At 38.2% G+C, this 20323-nt stretch carries 19 protein-coding genes; 4 read left to right on the top strand and 15 right to left on the bottom strand.

All coding sequences use genetic code 11. The annotated features are described in order from the left end of the window. Nucleotides 1-8: 8 nt before the first annotated feature. Nucleotides 9-1235: an argininosuccinate synthase gene (locus tag LI241_RS04645; RefSeq protein ID WP_008688767.1), complete on the bottom strand. Its 1227-nt coding sequence runs from the start codon at nt 1233-1235 to the stop codon at nt 9-11. Between the two features lie 541 nt (nt 1236-1776). On the opposite strand from LI241_RS04645, the gene LI241_RS04640 reads away from it, so the two are divergent. After that, nucleotides 1777-2967: an acetyl-CoA carboxylase biotin carboxylase subunit family protein gene (locus tag LI241_RS04640; RefSeq protein WP_008688770.1), complete on the top strand. Its 1191-nt coding sequence runs from the start codon at nt 1777-1779 to the stop codon at nt 2965-2967. 49 nt (nt 2968-3016) lie between these two features. Here the strand turns inward: LI241_RS04640 and LI241_RS04635 are convergent, their stop codons facing one another. The 4 genes from LI241_RS04635 to LI241_RS04620 form a co-directional block, all read right to left on the bottom strand. Beyond that, nucleotides 3017-3328, bottom strand: coding sequence for a hypothetical protein (locus LI241_RS04635; protein ID WP_008688772.1), 312 nt, complete (start codon nt 3326-3328; stop codon nt 3017-3019). A gap of 15 nt (nt 3329-3343) precedes the next feature. Then, nucleotides 3344-3775, bottom strand: coding sequence for a hypothetical protein (locus LI241_RS04630; RefSeq protein WP_008688774.1), 432 nt, complete (start codon nt 3773-3775; stop codon nt 3344-3346). Nucleotides 3776-3857: 82 nt separating this feature from the next. After that, entirely contained in the window at nt 3858-4118 is a 261-nt protein-coding gene (locus LI241_RS04625) for a thioredoxin family protein (RefSeq protein ID WP_008688776.1), read from the bottom strand. Between the two features lie 55 nt (nt 4119-4173). After that, nucleotides 4174-4836 (bottom strand): lysoplasmalogenase family protein, encoded by a 663-nt coding sequence (locus LI241_RS04620; protein ID WP_008688777.1) that lies wholly within the window; start codon nt 4834-4836, stop codon nt 4174-4176. Nucleotides 4837-4925: 89 nt separating this feature from the next. Here LI241_RS04620 and LI241_RS04615 point away from each other — a divergent pair, with 89 nt between their 5' ends. Further along, complete coding sequence (locus LI241_RS04615) at nt 4926-5678, top strand: alpha/beta hydrolase (protein ID WP_008688778.1); 753 nt, start codon at nt 4926-4928, stop codon at nt 5676-5678. 43 nt (nt 5679-5721) lie between these two features. Here LI241_RS04615 and LI241_RS04610 read toward each other — a convergent pair whose 3' ends face one another. The 3 genes from LI241_RS04610 to LI241_RS04600 form a co-directional block, all read right to left on the bottom strand. Then, a complete protein-coding gene (locus tag LI241_RS04610) occupies nt 5722-6348 on the bottom strand; it encodes a class I SAM-dependent methyltransferase (RefSeq protein ID WP_008688779.1) in 627 nt (208 codons plus the stop codon). A gap of 23 nt (nt 6349-6371) precedes the next feature. Next, the gene (locus LI241_RS04605; protein WP_008688780.1) at nt 6372-7595 is read right to left on the bottom strand and encodes an MFS transporter; all 1224 of its coding nucleotides are present in this window, start codon (nt 7593-7595) and stop codon (nt 6372-6374) included. Nucleotides 7596-7690: 95 nt separating this feature from the next. Beyond that, nucleotides 7691-8929, bottom strand: a complete 1239-nt coding sequence (locus LI241_RS04600; protein ID WP_008688781.1) for a helix-turn-helix domain-containing protein — start codon at nt 8927-8929, stop codon at nt 7691-7693. Nucleotides 8930-9371: 442 nt separating this feature from the next. Here LI241_RS04600 and LI241_RS04595 point away from each other — a divergent pair, with 442 nt between their 5' ends. Beyond that, a complete protein-coding gene (locus tag LI241_RS04595) occupies nt 9372-10463 on the top strand; it encodes a metallophosphoesterase (RefSeq protein WP_008688782.1) in 1092 nt (363 codons plus the stop codon). 211 nt (nt 10464-10674) lie between these two features. On the opposite strand, the gene LI241_RS04590 is transcribed toward LI241_RS04595, so the two are convergent. From LI241_RS04590 to LI241_RS04560, 7 genes are all read right to left on the bottom strand, one after another. Next, nucleotides 10675-11697 carry a low specificity L-threonine aldolase gene (locus LI241_RS04590; RefSeq protein ID WP_008688784.1) on the bottom strand — a complete coding sequence of 341 codons (1023 nt, stop codon included), beginning with the start codon at nt 11695-11697 and terminating at the stop codon, nt 10675-10677. A gap of 409 nt (nt 11698-12106) precedes the next feature. Beyond that, nucleotides 12107-13657: an acyl CoA:acetate/3-ketoacid CoA transferase gene (locus tag LI241_RS04585; RefSeq protein ID WP_017144638.1), complete on the bottom strand. Its 1551-nt coding sequence runs from the start codon at nt 13655-13657 to the stop codon at nt 12107-12109. An 88-nt stretch (nt 13658-13745) separates the two neighbouring features. Beyond that, nucleotides 13746-14525 carry a short-chain-enoyl-CoA hydratase gene (locus LI241_RS04580; protein WP_227151020.1) on the bottom strand — a complete coding sequence of 260 codons (780 nt, stop codon included), beginning with the start codon at nt 14523-14525 and terminating at the stop codon, nt 13746-13748. 91 nt (nt 14526-14616) lie between these two features. Next, complete coding sequence (locus LI241_RS04575; protein WP_008979040.1) at nt 14617-15462, bottom strand: 3-hydroxyacyl-CoA dehydrogenase NAD-binding domain-containing protein; 846 nt, start codon at nt 15460-15462, stop codon at nt 14617-14619. A gap of 81 nt (nt 15463-15543) precedes the next feature. Then, a complete protein-coding gene (locus LI241_RS04570) occupies nt 15544-16572 on the bottom strand; it encodes an electron transfer flavoprotein subunit alpha/FixB family protein (RefSeq protein WP_008688789.1) in 1029 nt (342 codons plus the stop codon). A gap of 12 nt (nt 16573-16584) precedes the next feature. Then, nucleotides 16585-17373, bottom strand: a complete 789-nt coding sequence (locus LI241_RS04565; RefSeq protein WP_227151022.1) for an electron transfer flavoprotein subunit beta/FixA family protein — start codon at nt 17371-17373, stop codon at nt 16585-16587. Between the two features lie 21 nt (nt 17374-17394). Next, nucleotides 17395-18534, bottom strand: coding sequence for an acyl-CoA dehydrogenase (locus tag LI241_RS04560; protein WP_008688791.1), 1140 nt, complete (start codon nt 18532-18534; stop codon nt 17395-17397). A gap of 575 nt (nt 18535-19109) precedes the next feature. Between LI241_RS04560 and LI241_RS04555 the strand changes: the two genes are divergently transcribed. Next, on the top strand, nt 19110-20315 hold the full coding sequence (locus LI241_RS04555; protein ID WP_026006713.1) for an acetyl-CoA C-acetyltransferase: 1206 nt from the start codon (nt 19110-19112) through the stop codon (nt 20313-20315). The last annotated feature ends 8 nt before the right edge of the window (nt 20316-20323 follow it).

Below are 20323 nucleotides of genomic sequence, written 5' to 3'. Positions count from 1 at the left end.
TCTCCTATCTATTTTTTATTCCAAGTTTTCTTTTGCATTGCTGCCACCTTAATTGGCAAACCAAACAAATTGATGAAGCCGGCAGAATCATTTTGATCATAAGAATCATCTTCTCCAAAGCTGGCAATCTGTTCGGAATATAAGGTATATGGACTGGTAATACTTGCCGGTGTGATGTTGCCTTTATATAATTTCAGCTTCACTTCTCCACTGACATTTTCACTTACTTTATCCACGAATGCGCTCAATGCTTCGCGTAATGGCGTAAACCATTGACCATTGTATAAGATTTCCCCAAACTTAATCGCCACCCCTTGTTTATAATGCATTGTTTCTTTATCTAATGTAATGCTTTCTAATAATTGATGTGCTTTATACAAAATCGTTCCACCCGGGGTTTCATATACACCACGTGATTTCATACCCACCAATCGATTTTCTACCATATCGATCAAACCGATACCATTCGCACCGCCAATTTCATTTAGCTTTGTTACCATTGCTTGACCGCCTAGTTTTTCACCATTCAATGCCGTTGGAATACCTGATTCAAAAGTTAGGGTGATATAGGTTGGGGTATCCGGTGCCTGTTCAGGAGTTACTCCCATTTCTAAGATTTCATCATATTTTGGCTCATTCTGCGGATCTTCCAGATCTAAGCCTTCATGTGATAAATGCCAGAGGTTTTTATCTTTTGAATAATTGGTTTCTCTGTTTATTTTTAATGGTATTTGATGGGCTTGTGCATAATCGATTTCATCATCTCTTGATTTCAGCTCCCATGTTCTCCATGGGGCAATGATTGGCATCTCTGGGGCAAAAGCTTTAATTGCCAATTCAAAACGAACCTGATCATTGCCTTTTCCCGTACAACCATGACAGATAGCATCGGCTCCTTCTTGCTGAGCAATTTCTACCAGTTTTTTACCAATCAACGGTCTGGCAAAGGCTGTCCCTAACAAATACACATCTTCATAAACAGCATTTGCTTTTAAACATGGATAGATGTAATCCTCAACAAATTCATCCTTTAAATCCAAGATATACAGCTTGCTGGCACCTGTTTTGATGGCTTTTTCTTCCAGACCGTCAAGTTCTGTACCTTGTCCTACATCAGCAGATACCGCGATAACCTCACAGTTGTTATAGTTTTCCTTTAACCAAGGAATAATGATAGAGGTATCTAAACCTCCGGAATATGCTAATACGACTTTCTTAATATCTTCTTTTTTCATAATCTTATCCTCACTTTTCTCTTTCTTTTTCTTTCTTATTCTTTATCCTTATTCTCTATACTGCCGGCATCGTCGTTTCACTCTTTCCATAATCTTTTCACCTCTTATAGTCTTCCTATACAAAAAAATCTCTGGATTGCTCCAGAGGCGCTTACACACGGTACCACTCCGGTAATCATCGGTACATCCCCAATGATTCCTCTTTCGTAACGCCGAAATATGCGTTCTGTGATACTACCATTTCCCACAGACTCTTCCAGGTGCGTGTTCATCATAAGTTCCCTAACAGGCTTCCACCATCCCTGCTCGCTTTGCAGTTCCCTTATCATTACTTCTCCTGTTCAACGATTTATGGCTTTATTTTACGCTTGTGAAAACATCTTGTCAATCATTTTTTGAATCTTTTTACATTTTATTGTAAATTTATTTCATTATTATGACGCATTATTTACTTTTTTTCATGGCAATGGCCATTTTGACTTTTCCCCCTAAATAAAGTAAAATGAAAAAGAAGAAACCATTCTTGATTGGAGGCGTTATTATGAATTTTATCTTTATATCTCCCCACTTCCCTGAAAGTTATTGGCTGTTCTGTCAGGGACTGAAAAACAATGGTGTTAATGTACTGGCAATTGCAGATGCTCCTTATGAATCTTTATCCACCAATCTAAAGAATTCCATTAATGAATATTATAAAGTGAATTCGATGGAAAACTATGACGAAATGTTGCGTGCCGTTGCCTTTTATACGTTTAAATATGGAAAAATCGACTGGATCGAATCGAACAATGAATACTGGTTACGCCAAGATGCCCGTCTGCGTATGGACTTTAATATCGCCAATGGCCTAACTTTTTCACATATGGATGATTTCCAAAGCAAATCGCGCATGAAAACGTTCTATCAAAAAGCCCAGTTACCTACCGCACGCTATTGCATCGTATCGACTTTGGAAAACGCCTTAGAATTCATTCAAGAAGTGGGCTATCCAATCGTCATCAAGCCGGATATAGGAGTAGGCAGCAGTGATACTCGCAAGATCCGCAATCAAGAAGAACTAGAAACTTATTTCAAACATCCGCGAATGGTTAAGATGATCATGGAGGAATACATCAATGGTGAAAGTTTCTCATTTGATGGGATCACCGATAGTCATAAAAAGGTCTTGTTTATGACCAGTCATCAATATACTGACAGCATCATGGATTCTGTGAATGAACAAAAAACCATAGGCTGCTATTCTTATATGAATATCCCTGAAGATATCTTAGATGCCGGCTTACGAACTGTGAAAGCCTTTAATACACGTAGCCGTTTCTTTCATTTTGAATTCTTCCGTTTAAATGAAGATAAAGAAGGTGTCGGTAAAAAAGGTGATATCTTAGGATTAGAAGTAAATATGCGACCTCCTGGGGGCTTTTTACCAGATATGATCAATTATGCGAATGACAGTAACGTCTATCAATTATGGGCAGATATGATTGTGCATGATAAGATTGAGCATGTGCAACATCGTAAATATTCCAGTGGGTTCATCGGCCGTAGAGATAATTTGGAATATGCCCATTCAACACAGGAAATTCAGCATAAATATGGCGATAATATCCTTATGATCAAGCGGTTGCCAAAAGCTCTTGCAGAAGGTATGGGCGATGAAGTTATCGTTGCTCGCTTTCCATCAGAAGAAGAAATACGTCAATTCTTTGCCTACTGCTCTGAAATCAATATCTAAAAAAGGGCATGTCCATCATAGGATATGCCTTTTTTGCCGCTCTTAGTACCTATTGGCGATATTTATCTTCAATTCGCATTCCCCACAACATAACGACGATCACCCATGGTAAACAGCCAAGTATTGATACAATGCTTAAGGGCGAATTTTGTTTCAATACGAAAGGCAATCCCAACAAACCAAAGAAAATACCTGCCCATGTCCATAACTTGCCCATCGCCTTATTATACGCTCGTATATTCTTTACAACGATTGCTTCCTCATCATTGGCCCAAAATCGCACAGCCTTCTTCGCATGAAAGCAATAAACGCCAAGCAAAAGAAAACAAACTGCGATGAACATCCAAATCATAAATGCCATCATATTCCCTTCTTTCTATTTTGGGATACGAGTTTGTAAATTCTGATACAACTGCTTAGTTAAAGCATTCGTTTCATCATTCACAATATATTGCCTATTCTTAGTTTTTATAACAATATAGCCTTGTGTTTCTTTATATACATAGGCTCTTACTTTTCGATTCTCCAGTTTCGCATCTGCACAAACAAGCTTTTGCGTTTCCATACCAGCACCTTGTTTATGCACCTGTGTGGGTGTTTTATCATAATACACAACATTGATGATATCCTGATATGGAATTGTATCACCAATACTGCCATGCAGGCTGATTGCTTTGGCTTGCAAATAAATCTGATAGTTTGCCTGCTTCCCATATATCAAAAGTAAGGCTATCACACTTATACAAAGCACAATAATACCACCGAATACACCGTGTATGATACGTTTTGTTGTTACATCATCTTCCATAAGCTACCTCATTTTTTATATGATATCATAGTGTTATTGCCTCAGCAACAAAAAAGGACACATTCCGTGACCTTCTTAAGTTTTATGCTAAGGCAGCTTTTAAAACCGCCTCAATCTTTGCTTTGGTTGGTATTCCTTCAAGTAATTTTTCACCTTCGACAAAATAGGTAGGAACATACCAATAATCCAATCCTTTTGTTTTTTCAGGTTCATCATTTTCTTCAATAGTTTCTATTTCAATATCTTGATATTCTTTATGCAATTGTTTTAGCTCATCCACCATAGCAAACGCTTGCTTACAATAAGGACAGCTTTTCAAATACATCATCTTTACATGTTTCATATAGATTGCTCCTTTTCTATTAGTACTATAGCATAACAACTTTTCACCTTGCTATTCATTTGCTCAACATCATCGTTGTCAAAATAGCCATTTGCGCGAAATAATAAAAAGATAAATTAGCTTTTACCACGGCCGGACGATCGGCATTACCAAATATAATGAAAACCAGAATCAAATCAGAAAGGACAAAACAAAGAGAACCTAAATTTAACACCAAGCCAAAGGAGCCAGAAAAAAGCCATGTCAATGCCTGTAATTCCATAAACATAATAATGGATGCATATAGCATAACGGCACCAGTCATACCTTGAAAATCAACACGTTGTTGCAACCACCCAATCATTATGCAGCCAACCGTAATTGCTATTACGGCCAAAAGGATAGTAATAGGCAAGGTAGTATGATACAAAGCAGCAATATATGCGAGATGACCAAATAAAAATGCTGTTAAGCCACCTAGAAAATATTGCTTTTCGAATTTTGGATAGCAATAAGGAAGCGCAAGAAATACATCACCGATAGCACCTAATAGTAAGCCAAGCAAAAGATATTGGCGATATGAAACTGCTGGAGCTAAAGAAAAAAGATAAGCTCCTAAAATAACAAAACCAAGGGATGAGACACTTTTCCAACCAAGTGTTGTAAAACTGTTCATATGCGGCATATAAATATAATATAGGATGAACATAATAACACTTACATAAAGAAAGAGAAACATAAACACCATCTCCTTTCTTTAATTATAACAGAAGATTAACTTATTTACTTGACGGATATGATATAATAACACTCGTGAGGTGATTTGGGATGGTTAGAAAGGAAGATATTTATATTCCCTGCTTTCAGACAATGCGCACCCTTCATGTTTATCTGCCTGTAGGATATGAGAACAACAAACAAAAATATCCCGTTTTCTATATGTATGATGGTCATAACTTGTTTCATGATGAAGATGCCACATTTGGCAAAAGCTGGGGCATGGAAACCTATTTTGATACGCATGAAATACCGGTGATCGTTGTAGGAATTGAATGCAATCATGAAGGTAATCAGCGTTTAGAGGAATTTTCTCCTTATGATTTTGATGATCGCTATGTCGGTCATATCCATGGCCGTGGCAAAGCCCTTATGGAATGGGTCGTGTCGGATTTAAAGCCTTGGATTGATCTAAGATATCGAACTAAAACAGGTCGTCGTTATACGGCAATCGGCGGAAGTTCCATGGGAGGCTTGATGGCTCTATATACTATCCTGCATCACAATGATATTTTTTCAAAAGCAGCTTGCTTATCTTGCTTTTTATATGGTGTCATGGCAGACATTCGACAAGAGCTGAAAGATCATTTGCATGCTGATACCCATGTATATCTTTCCTGGGGCAGTGAAGAAGTTCGCTCTAAAATGCAACTAGCGAAACTGTCAGCTGCCAATTTAGAAATCATTCGGCAACTGCTTGCACAAAATGTAGAAGTTTTTCCCAATTTAGTCGTCAAAGGCAAACATAATGAAGCTAGCTGGGAAAAAGAATTACCGGTTTTTATCAATTTTTTATTCCCTTAAAGTAAAAGTAATTGCTCCCCTTCTTATAGGAACAATTACTTTTTTATTTGGTTTTCGATATTTCTAATATACCTGCACAAAATGAAATCGGATAAAAATTCATATTTGTTTTAGGAAACGCAGGCAGCTTATCTACAACAAGATAGCATTCATCCTCATCCCAAGCATCTTTCGCATGCCGTTTACAATCTAATAACTGATCTTCATGTGCAAACATCACATCACCAAGTAAGATCTTACCTTCAGGCTTTAATAATTGCATTAAATCGTTTAGGAAATTCACTTTCTTGGCATCCTCTAAATGATGTATCGCATAGGTCGATATAATAATGTCATATTTTTGCTCTTTAAGCATAGCAGGCAAGCCTTCTGTAAAATCCGCTTGTAACAATTTTGCCTCAGGCATTTTTTCCTGTGCAAACGCAAGCATGCGCTTTGAAAAATCCACGCCATACACAAGGCAGCCATGATCGTACAATTGTTTTGTCAAAACTGCCGTACCAAATCCAATATCCAAAATAGTCGGTTTTGGTTTTCTTAACACTTCTTGCTTGATTGCATCCAGCACCTTTTCATAACCGGCAAAGGGATACTGGTGATTTTCATCGCTTTGCTTTACGGAGGCATCATAGCTCTTAGACCATGTGTCAAAACCTTTCTCATCTAACATCCAACATACCTTCTTTCTATTAATTATAAATGTTGATTATAAATTGGCTGTACATGTTTCTTATTACGTACGATTACCAGCCCAACAGCTAATAAGCCAATCATGGAAAAGCAAGCAGCTACATATGGGTACTCTATGAATTCCCCCATCGCACCGGCAAGAAAACGTGAACACATGCAAAGAAGGGAAACCAATACATTAAATAAGCCATTTACTCTTGCACGCATATGCGATGGGATATAATTTTGGGTGCTAGCTTCTCGAATATTCATACTATTCACACCCAGAAAGCCACAGATAAAGCGATTAAGGATCATTAAGGGATATGCAATAAACAATAAGATCATATCCATGGCCTCATAGCTTGCATAAACGCTGACGGCTATTTTATAACGCACATGATCAGGAATACGAACAAAATAATGAAAGATACTTCCCAACATACGACCGGCCGTTTCTGCTGTAGTTAAGAATGCATACATTGTTGTTGTCAGCACAGAAGAAGATTGGAACAATGCCATAGACATCATGTTCACTGCCTCGGCATTCGCATTTGTAACAGACATATACGCATAGATACTGCGTATCCCCTTTTCTTTCTTTAAATAATGAAATCCTTCCATCATCTCTTCTCGATAGCCTGAAAAAGAAAAGCTCATTTTCTTCAATTCTTTCTCTTGAAAAGCAATATGATGCTCTGCATAACTTGCCATTAACAACAAGATACCCTCTCCTAAGCAAATCATCGCTACCCCATAATGCACATAAATCATACTGGCAATCGGTGTGATCAATGCGGTGACACTAGGATATATCATACTGGAAATAGAGTAACCTTTCTGCATAAATCCCTTTGGTATCAAATCAGGATATAGCGATGCATATGCCAACTGATAAATACTTCCAGTAGATGTTGTCAATAATGCATATAACAAATAGATCGTGTAAGAAAAGTCATAATTTGACAGATACCAGGCAAATAACAGATAGCAAATGCCATTGAAAGCATCTAATCGAACAATTACCTTTTTCCGTTCACATGTATCAACAAAAGGTGCTGCAATGATAGGTATTAAGATTGCCGGTATCATAGATAAACCGGTAAATATACCTGTCAGCATCGTACTATCCGTATTATCAAATACAACCAGTGAAAAAGCAAAACTCATAGCAGTACCACCAATGGCACTGATTAAGGTTCCTATGGTTATAATTGTAAAATCACGGCTCCATAATGTTTTTTTCATGTTACACCTCCCTTGCATTAAGTATATTAAAAAACAAGAAGATTTTCTATCCCCTTGTTTTGTGAAAATTTGCATTATATCAAAGACTTTAAGCGTCAAATTCCATGTTTTTTAGGAAAATTGTGATTTTGTATTTCCTGTAGAAGAAGATATGCCTCTTTATAGCGTCGCTGATGCGTATATACTTCAAGCAAGTATCGAGAATGAAATAAACGATACCCAAAATAGGTATGTGTATCTTGTTCATAAATATCCATGAGCACCTGATAGTAGTTAGGATCATCTAAATAATTTTCTCGATAACGTAGTTTAATAAAAATTAACATCTTATGGTAGATAAGCGGCATCTTTTCATCAAGTGCTTCTTCCATCATTTCTATATAGTGTTTCCCTTCTTGTGCCTCATCTATCTCAATATATAACAATGCCAATTTATGAGCAATCAATACCTTTCCTAAGCGATCTTCTTCTAAATCTTTTGAAAACAATAATTTTTCTTTTGCCAAATCGTACTGTTTCCATTCCAGATATGTGGAACCAATATTATAAGCAAGTTCTTTTAACGTATTCGTATCTTTCAACTGGCGAGCCAGATGTTCTGCCTTTTGATAATATTTTAACATCAGACCTTCCACATTCTGACAGGAATAACAATTACCGATTAAGATGGCTGCGGTGATCATCCGTTTGGCATCTCCATCTTCACTCGCCATCGCATAGGCTTTTTGCAAATACTCACATGCTTCAATGTAATCTCCCATATTTATATATGCCATCCCCAATGCTATTTCCTGTTCGGCCGTTTTTCGATAGTACCCTGCAAGACGAACATGATGCAACCGTATCTGCGCATCTGGATAATGATCATATAATAGGTGATAGCGATATAACTGCAGCTCATCCATATAATTTTCATATACTTTTATTTCTTGTAAAGAATGCAGTAAAACCTCGCTACTTTCTGTTTCTTCTATCCTCATGATCTTATCATAAATTTGAAACAAACGATATTCTATGACAAGTGGGCTATAAAGAAGTTCCTTTTCATGAGCCCTTATTTTTAGCGCATGCTCTTCAAGGGGTTCATTAAAATCCAAAGCTTCCCAAAAGGAGGCAAACAACTGTTTCATTTCTGATAGAAATCGCGCATCACCATGATAGTGGATTTGTAAACGTGCAAAAAGCGCCTGCAAAATATCTTCACTGGCATCTACTTTCCCTTGTTCAATCTTTGATAAATAGCTCACTACACAGATGCCTGTGCACAAGCCTTCCTGTGATAGATTTTGCTGCATGCGATAATATCGCAATAAAGCTCCGCTTATCTTTTCCATAATTTCATCCTATCTAGCCAAAATGGTGTAAAGCAATTGCAATACCATCTTCATCATTGCTTTTTGTTATTAAATCTGTCAAATCTTTATCTTAGTAAGACATTTACCCTTCGCAACCATAAGGTGCTTGTTGTAACATCTTCACATCATTGCTTGCAAAGAAAATTCATTCTATGTTTGGAAATTTACGATAATCAAATGTTGTATCTGTTTCTAAATTACCAATCCATGTAAAACTAATCATAGTCACTAGAAAATGTTCATTATGTGTCAAACGTTTTACAGAATTCTTATAAAAAACACAGAATGGTGCATAATACTGCTAACAGGTTCCCAAACTCCTTCTGAATTTAAGAGTACAACTTTTCATGCTGCTTGGCAAGCGCTTGCTTGCAAAAGGTAAAGATCTTTTCTATAATGAGTAACAAAAAGGAGACTGTTTATGATTGATCGTTCCATCTGTGCCAAATCCATATCCATCCCATCAAACAGACGTATTATCGCAATCAGTGATATACATGCTAATTTACATATCTTTCAAAAATTGCTTAAGCAAATACAATTTGATAGTACTCTTGATGAATTATTTTTAGTTGGTGATTTATTAGAAAAAGGGCAACAAAACATGGAAACTTTATCCTATTTAATGAAATTATCACAAGATTCACATGTTCACTTAATGCTTGGCAATTGTGATTTTGTTTGTAAAAATATCTTATATGAATATCGATTGGATTTTTTACATGAAGTTTTATGCCAACGCCAAAACAGTCTTATACATGAAATGGCTGCTTGTATGCACGAAAAAATCACAAAAGATACAGATATGGTACGATTGGCACGAAAACTAAAGTCCACTTTTCGTAAAGAATTAACCTTCATCGCCGATTTACCTCATGTTATTGAAACACAAGACTATATCTTTGCCCATGCAGCTATTCTAAATGAGCAAACCTATGGAAATGAGATGCGTGACATAATGAGGCATGATCGTTTTTTCTTAAAAAACATAGCATTTCATAAATACGTCATCGTCGGACATATACCGGTAAGTGAATATTGCTCTACCATTTGTGATTTTAATCCTCAAATTGATCAAAGAAAACATATCATTGCTATAGATGGAGGCAATGCAGTAAAACGCGCAGGGCAATTAAATGCGCTCATTCTGCATCATGGACAATTTAGCTTTGCCCATTGTGATGATTTACCAGAAGGAATAATTTTGTCCAATTATACACCGAAGCAAAAAGACAGTATTTATATTACCTGGCATGAACGTGCCGTACATGTTTTGAAAGAAGAGAAAAACCAAGCATATTGTCAACAAATAGCCACAGGACGTCGATTGTGGATACCAAAAGCCTTTTTATATGAAGAAAACGGCAACTTTAGTGCTGAAAATTATACCAATTATTTACTGCCCGTACGCCATGGTGAAACAGTTAAAATTATTTCTTTGTATGAGCATTATGCGTTAGTTAAAAGTCATGGAATAATGGGCTGGATTCCAAGAAGCATTCTAAAACAATAACGGCATCTTCCTTAAGCCCTAATCACGTGAATATTGCACTGTTAAAGCGAATCAAAAAGCCAAGAGCAAGATGTCCTTGATATACCTCAGCAAACAGTATGCACATACGAAATGACATAGTTCTGTCATTTGTTAGGTACTGTCAGCAATAAAAAGAGCACCTCATATTATATTGCTTGCTAAGGCGCCCTAACATCTCAGATTTTGTTTCTTAAATTTGCTTTAGATATGTGATAAATTCATCGATTACTGCTTCAGGTGTCGCCCAACTCGTGACAAAACGCATTGCTGTATGTGTAGCATCTACCTTTTCCCAAAACTGAAACGCATATTCTTTTTCTAATTTTTTGATAACCTCGTTCGGTAAAATGACAAATATCTGATTCGTGGATGATTTGGCAAATAATGAATACCCACAATCAACAAATGCTGTTTGTAATTTTTGTGCCATCGCATTCGCATGAGCCGCAATCTTTCTATACTGATCGTCTTCAAATAAGGATAAAAACTGTAGCCCCAATAACCAACCTTTCGCAAGCATACCGCCACGCTGTTTTATCATATAGCGAAAATCTTTTTTCAACTGTTCATTCACAATAACGACAGCTTCTCCGAATAGCGCACCATTTTTAGTACCACCAATGGAAAAGACATCAATATATTTGCATAAATCAGCAAAGCTTACATCGTTATCACTTGCTGTCAGAGCACACCCTAAACGAGCACCATCCATAAACAGATATAATCCCAACGCATCACATGTCTTGCGCAAAGCCTGTAGTTCTGCTTTTCGATACACACTGCCTAGCTCCGTTGCATCTGAAATATAAACCATTTTGGGCTTGACCATATGCTCATCACAATGGCGTCTGACTTCCTCATAAATTCCTTCCACACTGACTTTGCCATCCGCACTGTCAACAATGACTACCTTATGTCCGCTTGCTTCAATAGCCCCTGTTTCATGCACATTGATATGACCACTATCGGCTGCCATAACTGCTTCATAAGGACGTAATGCACTGGCAATAACAGTTAAATTTGCTTGTGTTCCTCCAACTAAAAAATGGATGTCACACGTAGGACATTGCAGTACTTCTTGAATTTTTTCTCTTGCTTTATCACAAATTTCATCCATTCCATAACCTGGATTTTGTTTCTTATTAAATTCCTGCAGACGCTCCATAATCATAGGGATTGCGCCTTCGCTATAATCATTACAAAAACTATACATATATTTCACTCCTCATCATGGAATCATTATAATACAAATTACATAAAAAAAGAAATGCAGCTGATGTTTTCTTTTCATCACTGCATTTCTCTTGTGCTGATTTACAGGTATTTCGCGCATTATATACTACTACCATACAACTTCACCTGCTACTTACCAACGATAACCACCAACATGAATGCATTTGATAGCCCTGTAATCAGCCTGAATCTCATCTTACGATCAATCTCTATGACCAATGGTCTACACTCACCGCATGATAAGATTCTCTATATCAACATGATTCTTTCATGTGATATGCTTTATATTGCATATTCAGTATAACAAAATAATAAATTATGAATAGTAATATGGAAAAATCGGTAGAAAAATGGAAAAAGGTGCAACAAGAGCACCTTTCTGAATTTCTTTAATCTTTTTTCAGACCCATGATTTCATCTTTGAATAGACGTGCATCCATAAGTTTCAGATCTTTGGCAATCGTAGGTTTGAATTCCATATGCGCCAATACATCTTTTTCTAAATCAACTCCAGGAGCGATTTCCGTTAAGGTTAAAACACCGTCTAGCAATTCAAAGACAGCACGTTCTGTAATGTACACAACCTTTTGTCCGGTATCTTTTGCATATTCTGCAGAGAAAGTAATCTGTTCCACATTTTCTTTAAATTTCTTAATGCGTCCTTCCTGCAGAATCTTTAATTCACCATTTTCCACAGCTACCTTTAATCCACCGGCTGTAAAAGTACCACAGTATACAACTACCGGAGATGTCTGCGTAATATTGATGAAACCACCGCATCCGGCAATCTTTGGTCCAAAGCGAGATACGTTGATATTGCCATCTTTATCACATTCCGCAAGACCTAAGAATGCCTGTCCTAAGCCACCGCCATCATAGAAGTCAAACTGATATGGCTGATCGATGATTGCATCTGGATTCGTACAAGTACCAAACGCCGTACCAGCATTTGGTACACCGCCAATACCACCGGCTTCTACTGTTAGTTTCAATCCTGGTAATCCTTCTTCATTTGCGACATTGGCGATTCCTTCCGGCATACCAATACCTAAATTAATAACACATTCAGGATCTAACTCCATCGCTGCACGACGGCAGATGACTTTACGTTCATTTAAAGCCATAGGAGGAATAGAATCCACCGGCACTTTAATTTCACCGCTTAATGCAGGATTATATTGTTCTGCATACGTCTGCATATGATTCTCAGGACGAGAAACTACGATGCCATCAACATAAATACCAGGAATCTTTACCTTACGTGGATCTAAGGTTCCATTTTGCACAACTTTTTCTACCTGTAGTAAAACAATACCACCGGAATTTTTCGCAGCCTGTGCAATTGAAAGGGAATCCAAGGTTGCCGCTTCTTTCTCCATCGTTGCATTTCCATCTTCATCACAATATGTCGCACGAATCAAGGCAACATTCAATGGGAAAGACTTATAAAGCAGCCATTCTTCTCCATGCAGATTTACCAATTCTACTAAGTCATCTTTTGAGCGCTCATTCATCTTAGCCCCTTCGATACGAGGATCAACGAATGTCTTTAAACCAATCTTTGTGAAGGTACCAGGACGATGTCCGGCAATATCACGGAACATCAAAGAAATCGTACCTAAAGGTAAGTTATACCCTTCTACCTTATTTTCAAATACCAATTTCTGCAGCTTAGGAATCAATCCCCAATGACCACCAATGATACGTTTTAACAAACCTTCATGTCCCAACTTATTCAAGCCAAGCTTATCTGTTCCATCACCGATACCGGCGGAGAACATGATGGTAAGATCACGTGGATGACCACTTTTTAGAAAAGCTTCTTCAATTCCTACAGAAAATTCCTGAGGATGACCGCAGCCGATAAAACCACCGATACCGATATTGGCACCATCTGGAATCATGGAAACTGCCTGTTCAAGACTAATAACTTTACTCAACTTCATAACCTCCTTTGTATCTCTCATGGTTTTACTTTACCACAAGGAAAAGCGTATACCAAGAGATACGCTTTTTGAAGATGCATTATTATTTGTTAGAGAATGTTTTTTCTTTTACTTTTTCCAAGAAACAAGTCATACCATATGTCTGATCTTCAGTAGCGAAGCAGTTAGAGAATTCTTCCACTTCAATAGCGATACCACCATCGATATCCGTCTGTAAACCATTATTGATAGCTTTCTTAGAATTTGCAACAGCGATTGGTGCATTTGCGGCAATACCTTTCGCCATCTTCATTGCTGTAGCCATCAATTCTTCAGCAGGAACGATTTTGTTTACCAAACCGATTTCAGCAGCACGAGGTGCTTTGATATTTCTTGCTGTATAAATCATTTCTTTGGCAATGCCAACACCAACGATACGTGCTAAACGCTGTGTACCACCAAAGCCTGGAGTAATACCCAAACCAACTTCTGGCTGACCGAAAACAGCATTTTCGCTTGCTAAACGAATGTCACAGCTCATAGCCAATTCACAGCCACCACCAAGAGCAAAGCCATTCACTGCCGCAATAACAGGACAACGGAAAGCTTCGATGCGACGGAATACTTCATTACCGAATTTACCGTAAGCAGCAGCTTCTTCAACGTTCTTTTCTTTCATTTCCGCGATATCAGCACCTGCAACGAAAGATTTTTCACCAGCACCTGTGATGATCAACGCATAAACATCTTTGTTAGCTTCAACTTCATCTAAAGCTTCATTCAATTCTGTTAATACCTGTGTACTTAATGCATTCAATGCTTTTGGACGATTAATGGTAATGGTAGCCACATGTCCTTCATAGTTTACTAAAATAGTTTCCATGTTTATATCCTCGCTTTCTTAAAAAAGTGAATCCACAATTTCAATGGATATAGAAATTATAGATTCACTCGCTTTATCATACGTTTCGAACTTATTTTGTATAGTCGTAGAATCCTACACCAGTCTTCTGACCCAATTTGCCTCCACGTACCATTTTTCTCAACAGTGTACAGCAACGATATTTAGAATCGTGAGTTTCATTGAACAATACGTCCATGATAGCTACTACGATATCCAAACCGATCAAGTCACCTAAAGCTAAAGGTCCCATAGGATGATTAGCTCCCAGTTTCATAGCAGTATCGATATCTTCTACAGAAGCAATGCCTTCCTGCAGGATCGTAGCTGCTTCATTGATCATAGGAATCAAGATACGGTTAACAACGAATCCAGGACCTTCTGCAACTTCAACAGGAGTCTTTCCTAAAGATTTAGAAATTTCGATGATAGCCTCTTTTGTTTCTACTGGAGTATTGATACCAGAGATAACTTCAACCAGTTTCATACGATCTGCTGGGTTGAAGAAATGCATACCGATTACTGGGTGTTTGATACCTTTTGCAATTTCTGTTACTGATAAAGAAGATGTGTTTGTACCAAAGATACAAGATTCTTTACAGATTTCATCCAATGTAGAGAACAGTTCTTTCTTTGTTTCCATGATTTCCAGAACAGCTTCTACTACTAAGTCGCAATCAGCCAAATCTTTGTATTCGCCAGCCTTCAGGTTACCTTTGATTTCAGCAGCTTTATCAGCTGTCATTTTTTCTCTGGTTACCAATTTGTCTAACTTTTTACCGATCTTGTCGATTCCGCCCTGTGCCCATTCAAGCTTAATGTCACATACAGTTACATCATAACCATTTGTAGCAAATGCGTTTGCAATGCCCTGGCCCATTGTTCCAGCGCCGATTACACCAACTTTTTTCATGTTCATTATCTCCTTTTTACCTTTTTTATCTCATATAACAGAGGGGATAGAAATATTTTCCTATCCACCTTCTGCGTATGATTTTAATTATGCTTTTTTCGCAGCGATGATTTCTTCTTTCAGAAGAGGTAAGATTTCTTTTACATCACCGATGAAGCCCATGTTTGCAATAGAGAAGATTTCAGCCTGTGGATCACGGTTGATAGCGATGATCATATCTGATTTTTCCATACCGGCAACATGCTGACAAGCACCGGAAATACCACATGCGATGTACAGAGAAGGACGTACGGTCTTACCCGTCTGGCCTACCTGAATGTCTTTTGATGCAAAACCATCATCAACAACGGCACGGCTAGCACACATTGCACCGCCTAATTCTTCTGCAACTGCTTCTACCATGTCTAAGCAATCTTCAGCACCACGACCGGCACCTACTAAGATATCGCATTTTGTAATATCGATACCTTCCACAACCTTAGCGATTACTTCTTTAACAACAACTTTTGCGTCTGTATCTTTGAAATCAGGTGTAAATGCTACAACTTCACCTGTTCTTGCAGTATCCACTGGATCCATGCTGAATACGTTTGGACGAATCGTTGCCATCTGTGGACGAGTGTCTGGACAAACGATTGTACCAAACAGGTTACCACCGAAAGTAGGACGTGTAACTAATAATAATGCTTCACCATCCGCAACTTTTTCCTGATCGATTTCAATCTTTGTAGCATCTGCAGTCAAACCTGCATTCAAACGAGCAGCAACTCTTGGAGCTAAGTCACGGCCTAATACCGTAGCACCAGTTAAGAAACTGTCTGGTTTATATGTTTCGATAATCTGTGTTAATGTATCAGCATAGAATTGTGTAGAGTAGCCTTCCAGTAATTCATGATCTGCAACGATTACTTTATCAGCACCGTGTGCGATAACATCGTTTGCTTTATCCGTTACGTTGTGTCCTAACAGAACACCAACAACCTGGAATCCCATCTGAGGAATTGATGCTACCAATTTTCTAGCTTCAGAAATTAATTCGTATCCGACGTTGGCAATTTCACCATTTCTCTGTTCAACGAATACGTAAATATCTTTGTATCCTTCAAATTTAGCCATTGTTTTCTCCTCCTATTTCGTAATGATCTGCTTTTCTTTCAGTGTTTTAGCAATCAGTTTTGCTGCATCAGCTGCTGGCATATCGTAAGTTTCCGTTTCAGCCGTAACATCTTTTGTAAATGTATGGTGAACCTTAGTAGGAGAACCTGCCAAACCTACTTTTTCAGCAGGGATATCCAAATCAGCAAAGGTCATGATCTTCACTTCTTTGCTGAAGGAATCAACGATATCATTACAGTTCATGTAACGAGGAGTGTTCATTCCACTTAATGTTGTTAACAGACATGGAAGCTTAGCTTCAATAATTTCTTCAGTATCTTCTAATGACTTACGAACTGTAACACTCTTATCATTTACTTCCATGATCTTATCCACGTAAGTAACCTGAGGAATATCCAGACGTTCTGCTGTCTGAGGACCAACCTGTGCAGTATCACCATCAATTGCCTGACGTCCGCCGATGATCAAGTCATAACCAACTTTTTCAATGGCAGCAGCCAATGTACTAGAAGTAGCACATGTATCCGCACCGGCAAAAGCACGGTCAGTAATCAAAATACATTCATCAACACCACGGCCATACAGTTCTTTCAGCATGCCGTTTGCCTGAGGAGGCCCCATAGAGATAACCGTTACATGAGCACCTGTTGCCTCTTTAATTTTCAATGCTTCTTCAACACCAGCTAAATCATCTGGGTTGATGATACTTGGTACACCAGCACGAATCAGAGTACCTGTTACCTTATCGACACGGATTTCAGTTGAATCCGGTACCTGTTTTACAAGAACGATAATTTTCATGATCTTCTTCCTTTCCTTTTATTATTTCAACATCTGTCCAGAAATAACCATACGCTGTACTTCAGAAGTACCTTCGTAGATTTCCGTAATTTTTGCATCACGGAACATTCTTTCTACTGGATAATCACGTGTATAACCATATCCACCCATCAGCTGGATTGCTTTTGTCGTAACTTCCATGGCAACTTCAGCAGCAAATAATTTTGCTTCAGCAGCTAAGTATGTGTAAGGTTGTCCGTTTTCTTTAGCCATCGCAGCCTGATAAACTAACAGACGAGCTGCATCTGTTTTTACCTGCATATCAGCCAACTGGAACTGTGTGTTCTGGAATTTAGAAATAGGGCGACCGAACTGTTTACGTGATTTCACATAAGGAACAACTTCATCAATTGCACCCTGAGCAATACCTAATGCCTGTGCAGCGATACCGATACGTCCGCCATCCAGTGTCATCATGGCAATCTTGAAGCCTTTACCTTCTTGACCTAACAGCTGATCTTTGCTTAAACGCACATTGTTAAAGATCAATTCACTAGTAGCACTACCACGAATACCTAATTTCTTTTCGTGCTGTCCTACTGTAAATCCTGGCATACCTTTTTCTACGATAAAGGCAGAAATACCATGTGTTCCCTTAGACTTGTCAGTCATCGCAAAGATTACATATACATCAGCTTCACCAGCGTTTGTAATAAAGATCTTTGTACCATTTAAGATATAATCATCGCCATCTTTTACAGCAGTTGTCTGCTGACCAGCAGCATCCGTACCGGCATTTGGTTCTGTTAAACCGAAAGCAGCCAGTTTCTTACCTGTACATAAATCAGGCAGATAACGGTTTTTCTGTTCTTCTGTACCAAATGCAAAAATTGGCCAAGTTCCCAGAGAAGTATGGGCAGATAATACAACACCTGTAGTACCACATTTCTTGCTCAGTTCTTCAACTGCCAGAATGTAGCTCAGGTAATCTGCACCTGCTCCGCCGTATTCTCTTGGGAATGGAATACCGAGCATTTTGCACTCTCTCATTTTTTCAACGTTTTCACGTGGGAAACGTTCGTCTTCGTCGACTTCTGCTGCAAGAGGTTTGACATCTTTTTCAGCAAACTCAGCGAATAGTTTCTTCATCATTTTGTGTTGTTCTGTTAACATGAAGTCCATAAGTGTTCTCCTCTCCTTGAATGTTCTTGAACTAATAGGATTCTTACATGCGCCTATATATAAATAATGTATATAACAGGCGGTATCCCGGCGTTTCGGGAGCCATAATCCATATATAATTTTATCCCTCTTTTTTCCTTTCGTCAACACAATTGTTAAAATTTTAACAAGTTTTAACAGAAACAAAAAACCCGTTTCATTAGCACCCTTTCTTCCTGTATTATCCTTACCTTTCCTGCTTACCATCCCTTTCTATTCATGAAAAGAAAAAATCTTGTATAAGTAGGTCATATCCTTGGCTCTTGATGTACACTTTAGTTAAATGCTTATGCTTTGAATCTAATCTTTTTTGGGAATTCTTAGTATTGTAGTCAAGATGCATCAAAATGATAACGTTTCCTCCTACTTATAAAGGGACAACATCCTAAACTTACAACACCCAAAAGTATGCATACAGAACTTATTAATTTTTTCACAAGCTGTTGACATCTGTATCCTTTTTCGGTATCATATTCATGTATGAAGTTAGTATTCATATCAAGAAAGGTTTCGAAAAAGAAAGACAGGTAGAGAAAATGAAAAAAACTTATGTTGTTAGCGCTAAACGTAGTGCAATCGGTAGTTTTCTGGGTTCTTTAACAACAGTTAAACCAGTTGATTTAGGTGCTACTGTTGTCAAAGCATTACTGGAAGACGCACACGTTGCCCCTGAAAATGTTGATGAACTGCTGTGTGGTAACGTATTAAGTGCAGGATTGGGGCAGAACATCGGCCGTCAGGTTGCATTGGCTGCTGGTATTCCTGAATCTGTTTGTTCACATTCCGTTAACATGGTATGTGGTTCCGGTTTACGTACCGTAATGGAAGGTGTTATGTCTATCCAGACTGGCTTCAATGATATCGTTGTTGCTGGTGGTGTAGAAAGCATGTCAGGTGCTCCTTACCTAATTCCTGCAAACACTCGTACAGGAAACAAAATGGGAGATTTCAAATGTACGGACCATATGATCTACGACGCATTAACTGATGCTATGAATGGTATTCACATGGGTGTTACCGCAGAAAATATTGCGAAAAAATATAACATCACTCGTGAAATGCAAGATGAATTCGGTTATGCATCTCAACAGAAAGCAATAGCTGCTGTTGATAGCGGACGTTTCAAAGATGAAATCGTTCCAGTAGAAGTAAAACTGAGAAAAGAAACTGTGATCTTTGATACTGACGAACATCCTAACCGTAAATCTACTCCTGAAAAAATGGCAAAACTTCGCCCAGCTTTCATTAAAGATGGTACTGTAACAGCTGCTAATGCATCTGGTATCAATGATGGTGCAAGCTTTGTATTATTAGCTAGTGAAGATGCTGTAGCAAAATATAACTTAACACCAATTTGTGAAGTTATCGGTATCGGCCAAGGTGGTGTAGATCCATTGACTATGGGCTTAGGTCCTACTCCAGCAATTCGTCATGCATTGAACTATGCAGGTCTGAAACTGCAGGATATTGAATTAGTCGAACTGAATGAAGCATTCGCAGCACAGAGTTTAGGTGTTATCCATGAATTAGTGGAAGAACACGGTATCGATCGCGAAGAATTCATGAACAAGACAAACGTAAATGGTGGTGCCATTGCACTGGGTCATCCAGTAGGTGCATCTGGTAACCGTATCTTAGTAACATTGATCCACGAAATGATCAAACGTGATGCAAAAGTTGGTTTAGCATCTCTGTGTATCGGTGGCGGACAGGGTACTGCTGTTATCGTAAAACGTCCTTAAGAAATAAC

The organism is Longicatena sp. 210702-DFI.1.196 (assembly GCF_020563125.1).
GTDB classification, from domain to species: Bacteria; Bacillota_I; Bacilli_A; order Erysipelotrichales; family Erysipelotrichaceae; genus Longicatena; species Longicatena caecimuris.
This window is presented reverse-complemented; position numbering and strand designations above follow the sequence as displayed.

Bases quoted from the DNA above. Each gene is read 5' to 3' on its own strand.
- LI241_RS04645 (WP_008688767.1), bottom strand. From the start codon at position 1,235: ATGAAAAAAGAAGATATTAAGAAAGTCGTATTAGCATATTCCGGAGGT.
- LI241_RS04640 (WP_008688770.1), top strand. From the start codon at position 1,777: ATGAATTTTATCTTTATATCTCCCCACTTCCCTGAAAGTTATTGGCTG.
- LI241_RS04635 (WP_008688772.1), bottom strand. From the start codon at position 3,328: ATGGCATTTATGATTTGGATGTTCATCGCAGTTTGTTTTCTTTTGCTT.
- LI241_RS04630 (WP_008688774.1), bottom strand. From the start codon at position 3,775: ATGGAAGATGATGTAACAACAAAACGTATCATACACGGTGTATTCGGT.
- LI241_RS04625 (WP_008688776.1), bottom strand. From the start codon at position 4,118: ATGAAACATGTAAAGATGATGTATTTGAAAAGCTGTCCTTATTGTAAG.
- LI241_RS04620 (WP_008688777.1), bottom strand. From the start codon at position 4,836: ATGTTTCTCTTTCTTTATGTAAGTGTTATTATGTTCATCCTATATTAT.
- LI241_RS04615 (WP_008688778.1), top strand. From the start codon at position 4,926: ATGGTTAGAAAGGAAGATATTTATATTCCCTGCTTTCAGACAATGCGC.
- LI241_RS04610 (WP_008688779.1), bottom strand. From the start codon at position 6,348: ATGTTAGATGAGAAAGGTTTTGACACATGGTCTAAGAGCTATGATGCC.
- LI241_RS04605 (WP_008688780.1), bottom strand. From the start codon at position 7,595: ATGAAAAAAACATTATGGAGCCGTGATTTTACAATTATAACCATAGGA.
- LI241_RS04600 (WP_008688781.1), bottom strand. From the start codon at position 8,929: ATGGAAAAGATAAGCGGAGCTTTATTGCGATATTATCGCATGCAGCAA.
- LI241_RS04595 (WP_008688782.1), top strand. From the start codon at position 9,372: ATGATTGATCGTTCCATCTGTGCCAAATCCATATCCATCCCATCAAAC.
- LI241_RS04590 (WP_008688784.1), bottom strand. From the start codon at position 11,697: ATGTATAGTTTTTGTAATGATTATAGCGAAGGCGCAATCCCTATGATT.
- LI241_RS04580 (WP_227151020.1), bottom strand. From the start codon at position 14,525: ATGGAAACTATTTTAGTAAACTATGAAGGACATGTGGCTACCATTACC.
- LI241_RS04575 (WP_008979040.1), bottom strand. From the start codon at position 15,462: ATGAACATGAAAAAAGTTGGTGTAATCGGCGCTGGAACAATGGGCCAG.
- LI241_RS04570 (WP_008688789.1), bottom strand. From the start codon at position 16,572: ATGGCTAAATTTGAAGGATACAAAGATATTTACGTATTCGTTGAACAG.
- LI241_RS04565 (WP_227151022.1), bottom strand. From the start codon at position 17,373: ATGAAAATTATCGTTCTTGTAAAACAGGTACCGGATTCAACTGAAATC.
- LI241_RS04560 (WP_008688791.1), bottom strand. From the start codon at position 18,534: ATGGACTTCATGTTAACAGAACAACACAAAATGATGAAGAAACTATTC.
- LI241_RS04555 (WP_026006713.1), top strand. From the start codon at position 19,110: ATGAAAAAAACTTATGTTGTTAGCGCTAAACGTAGTGCAATCGGTAGT.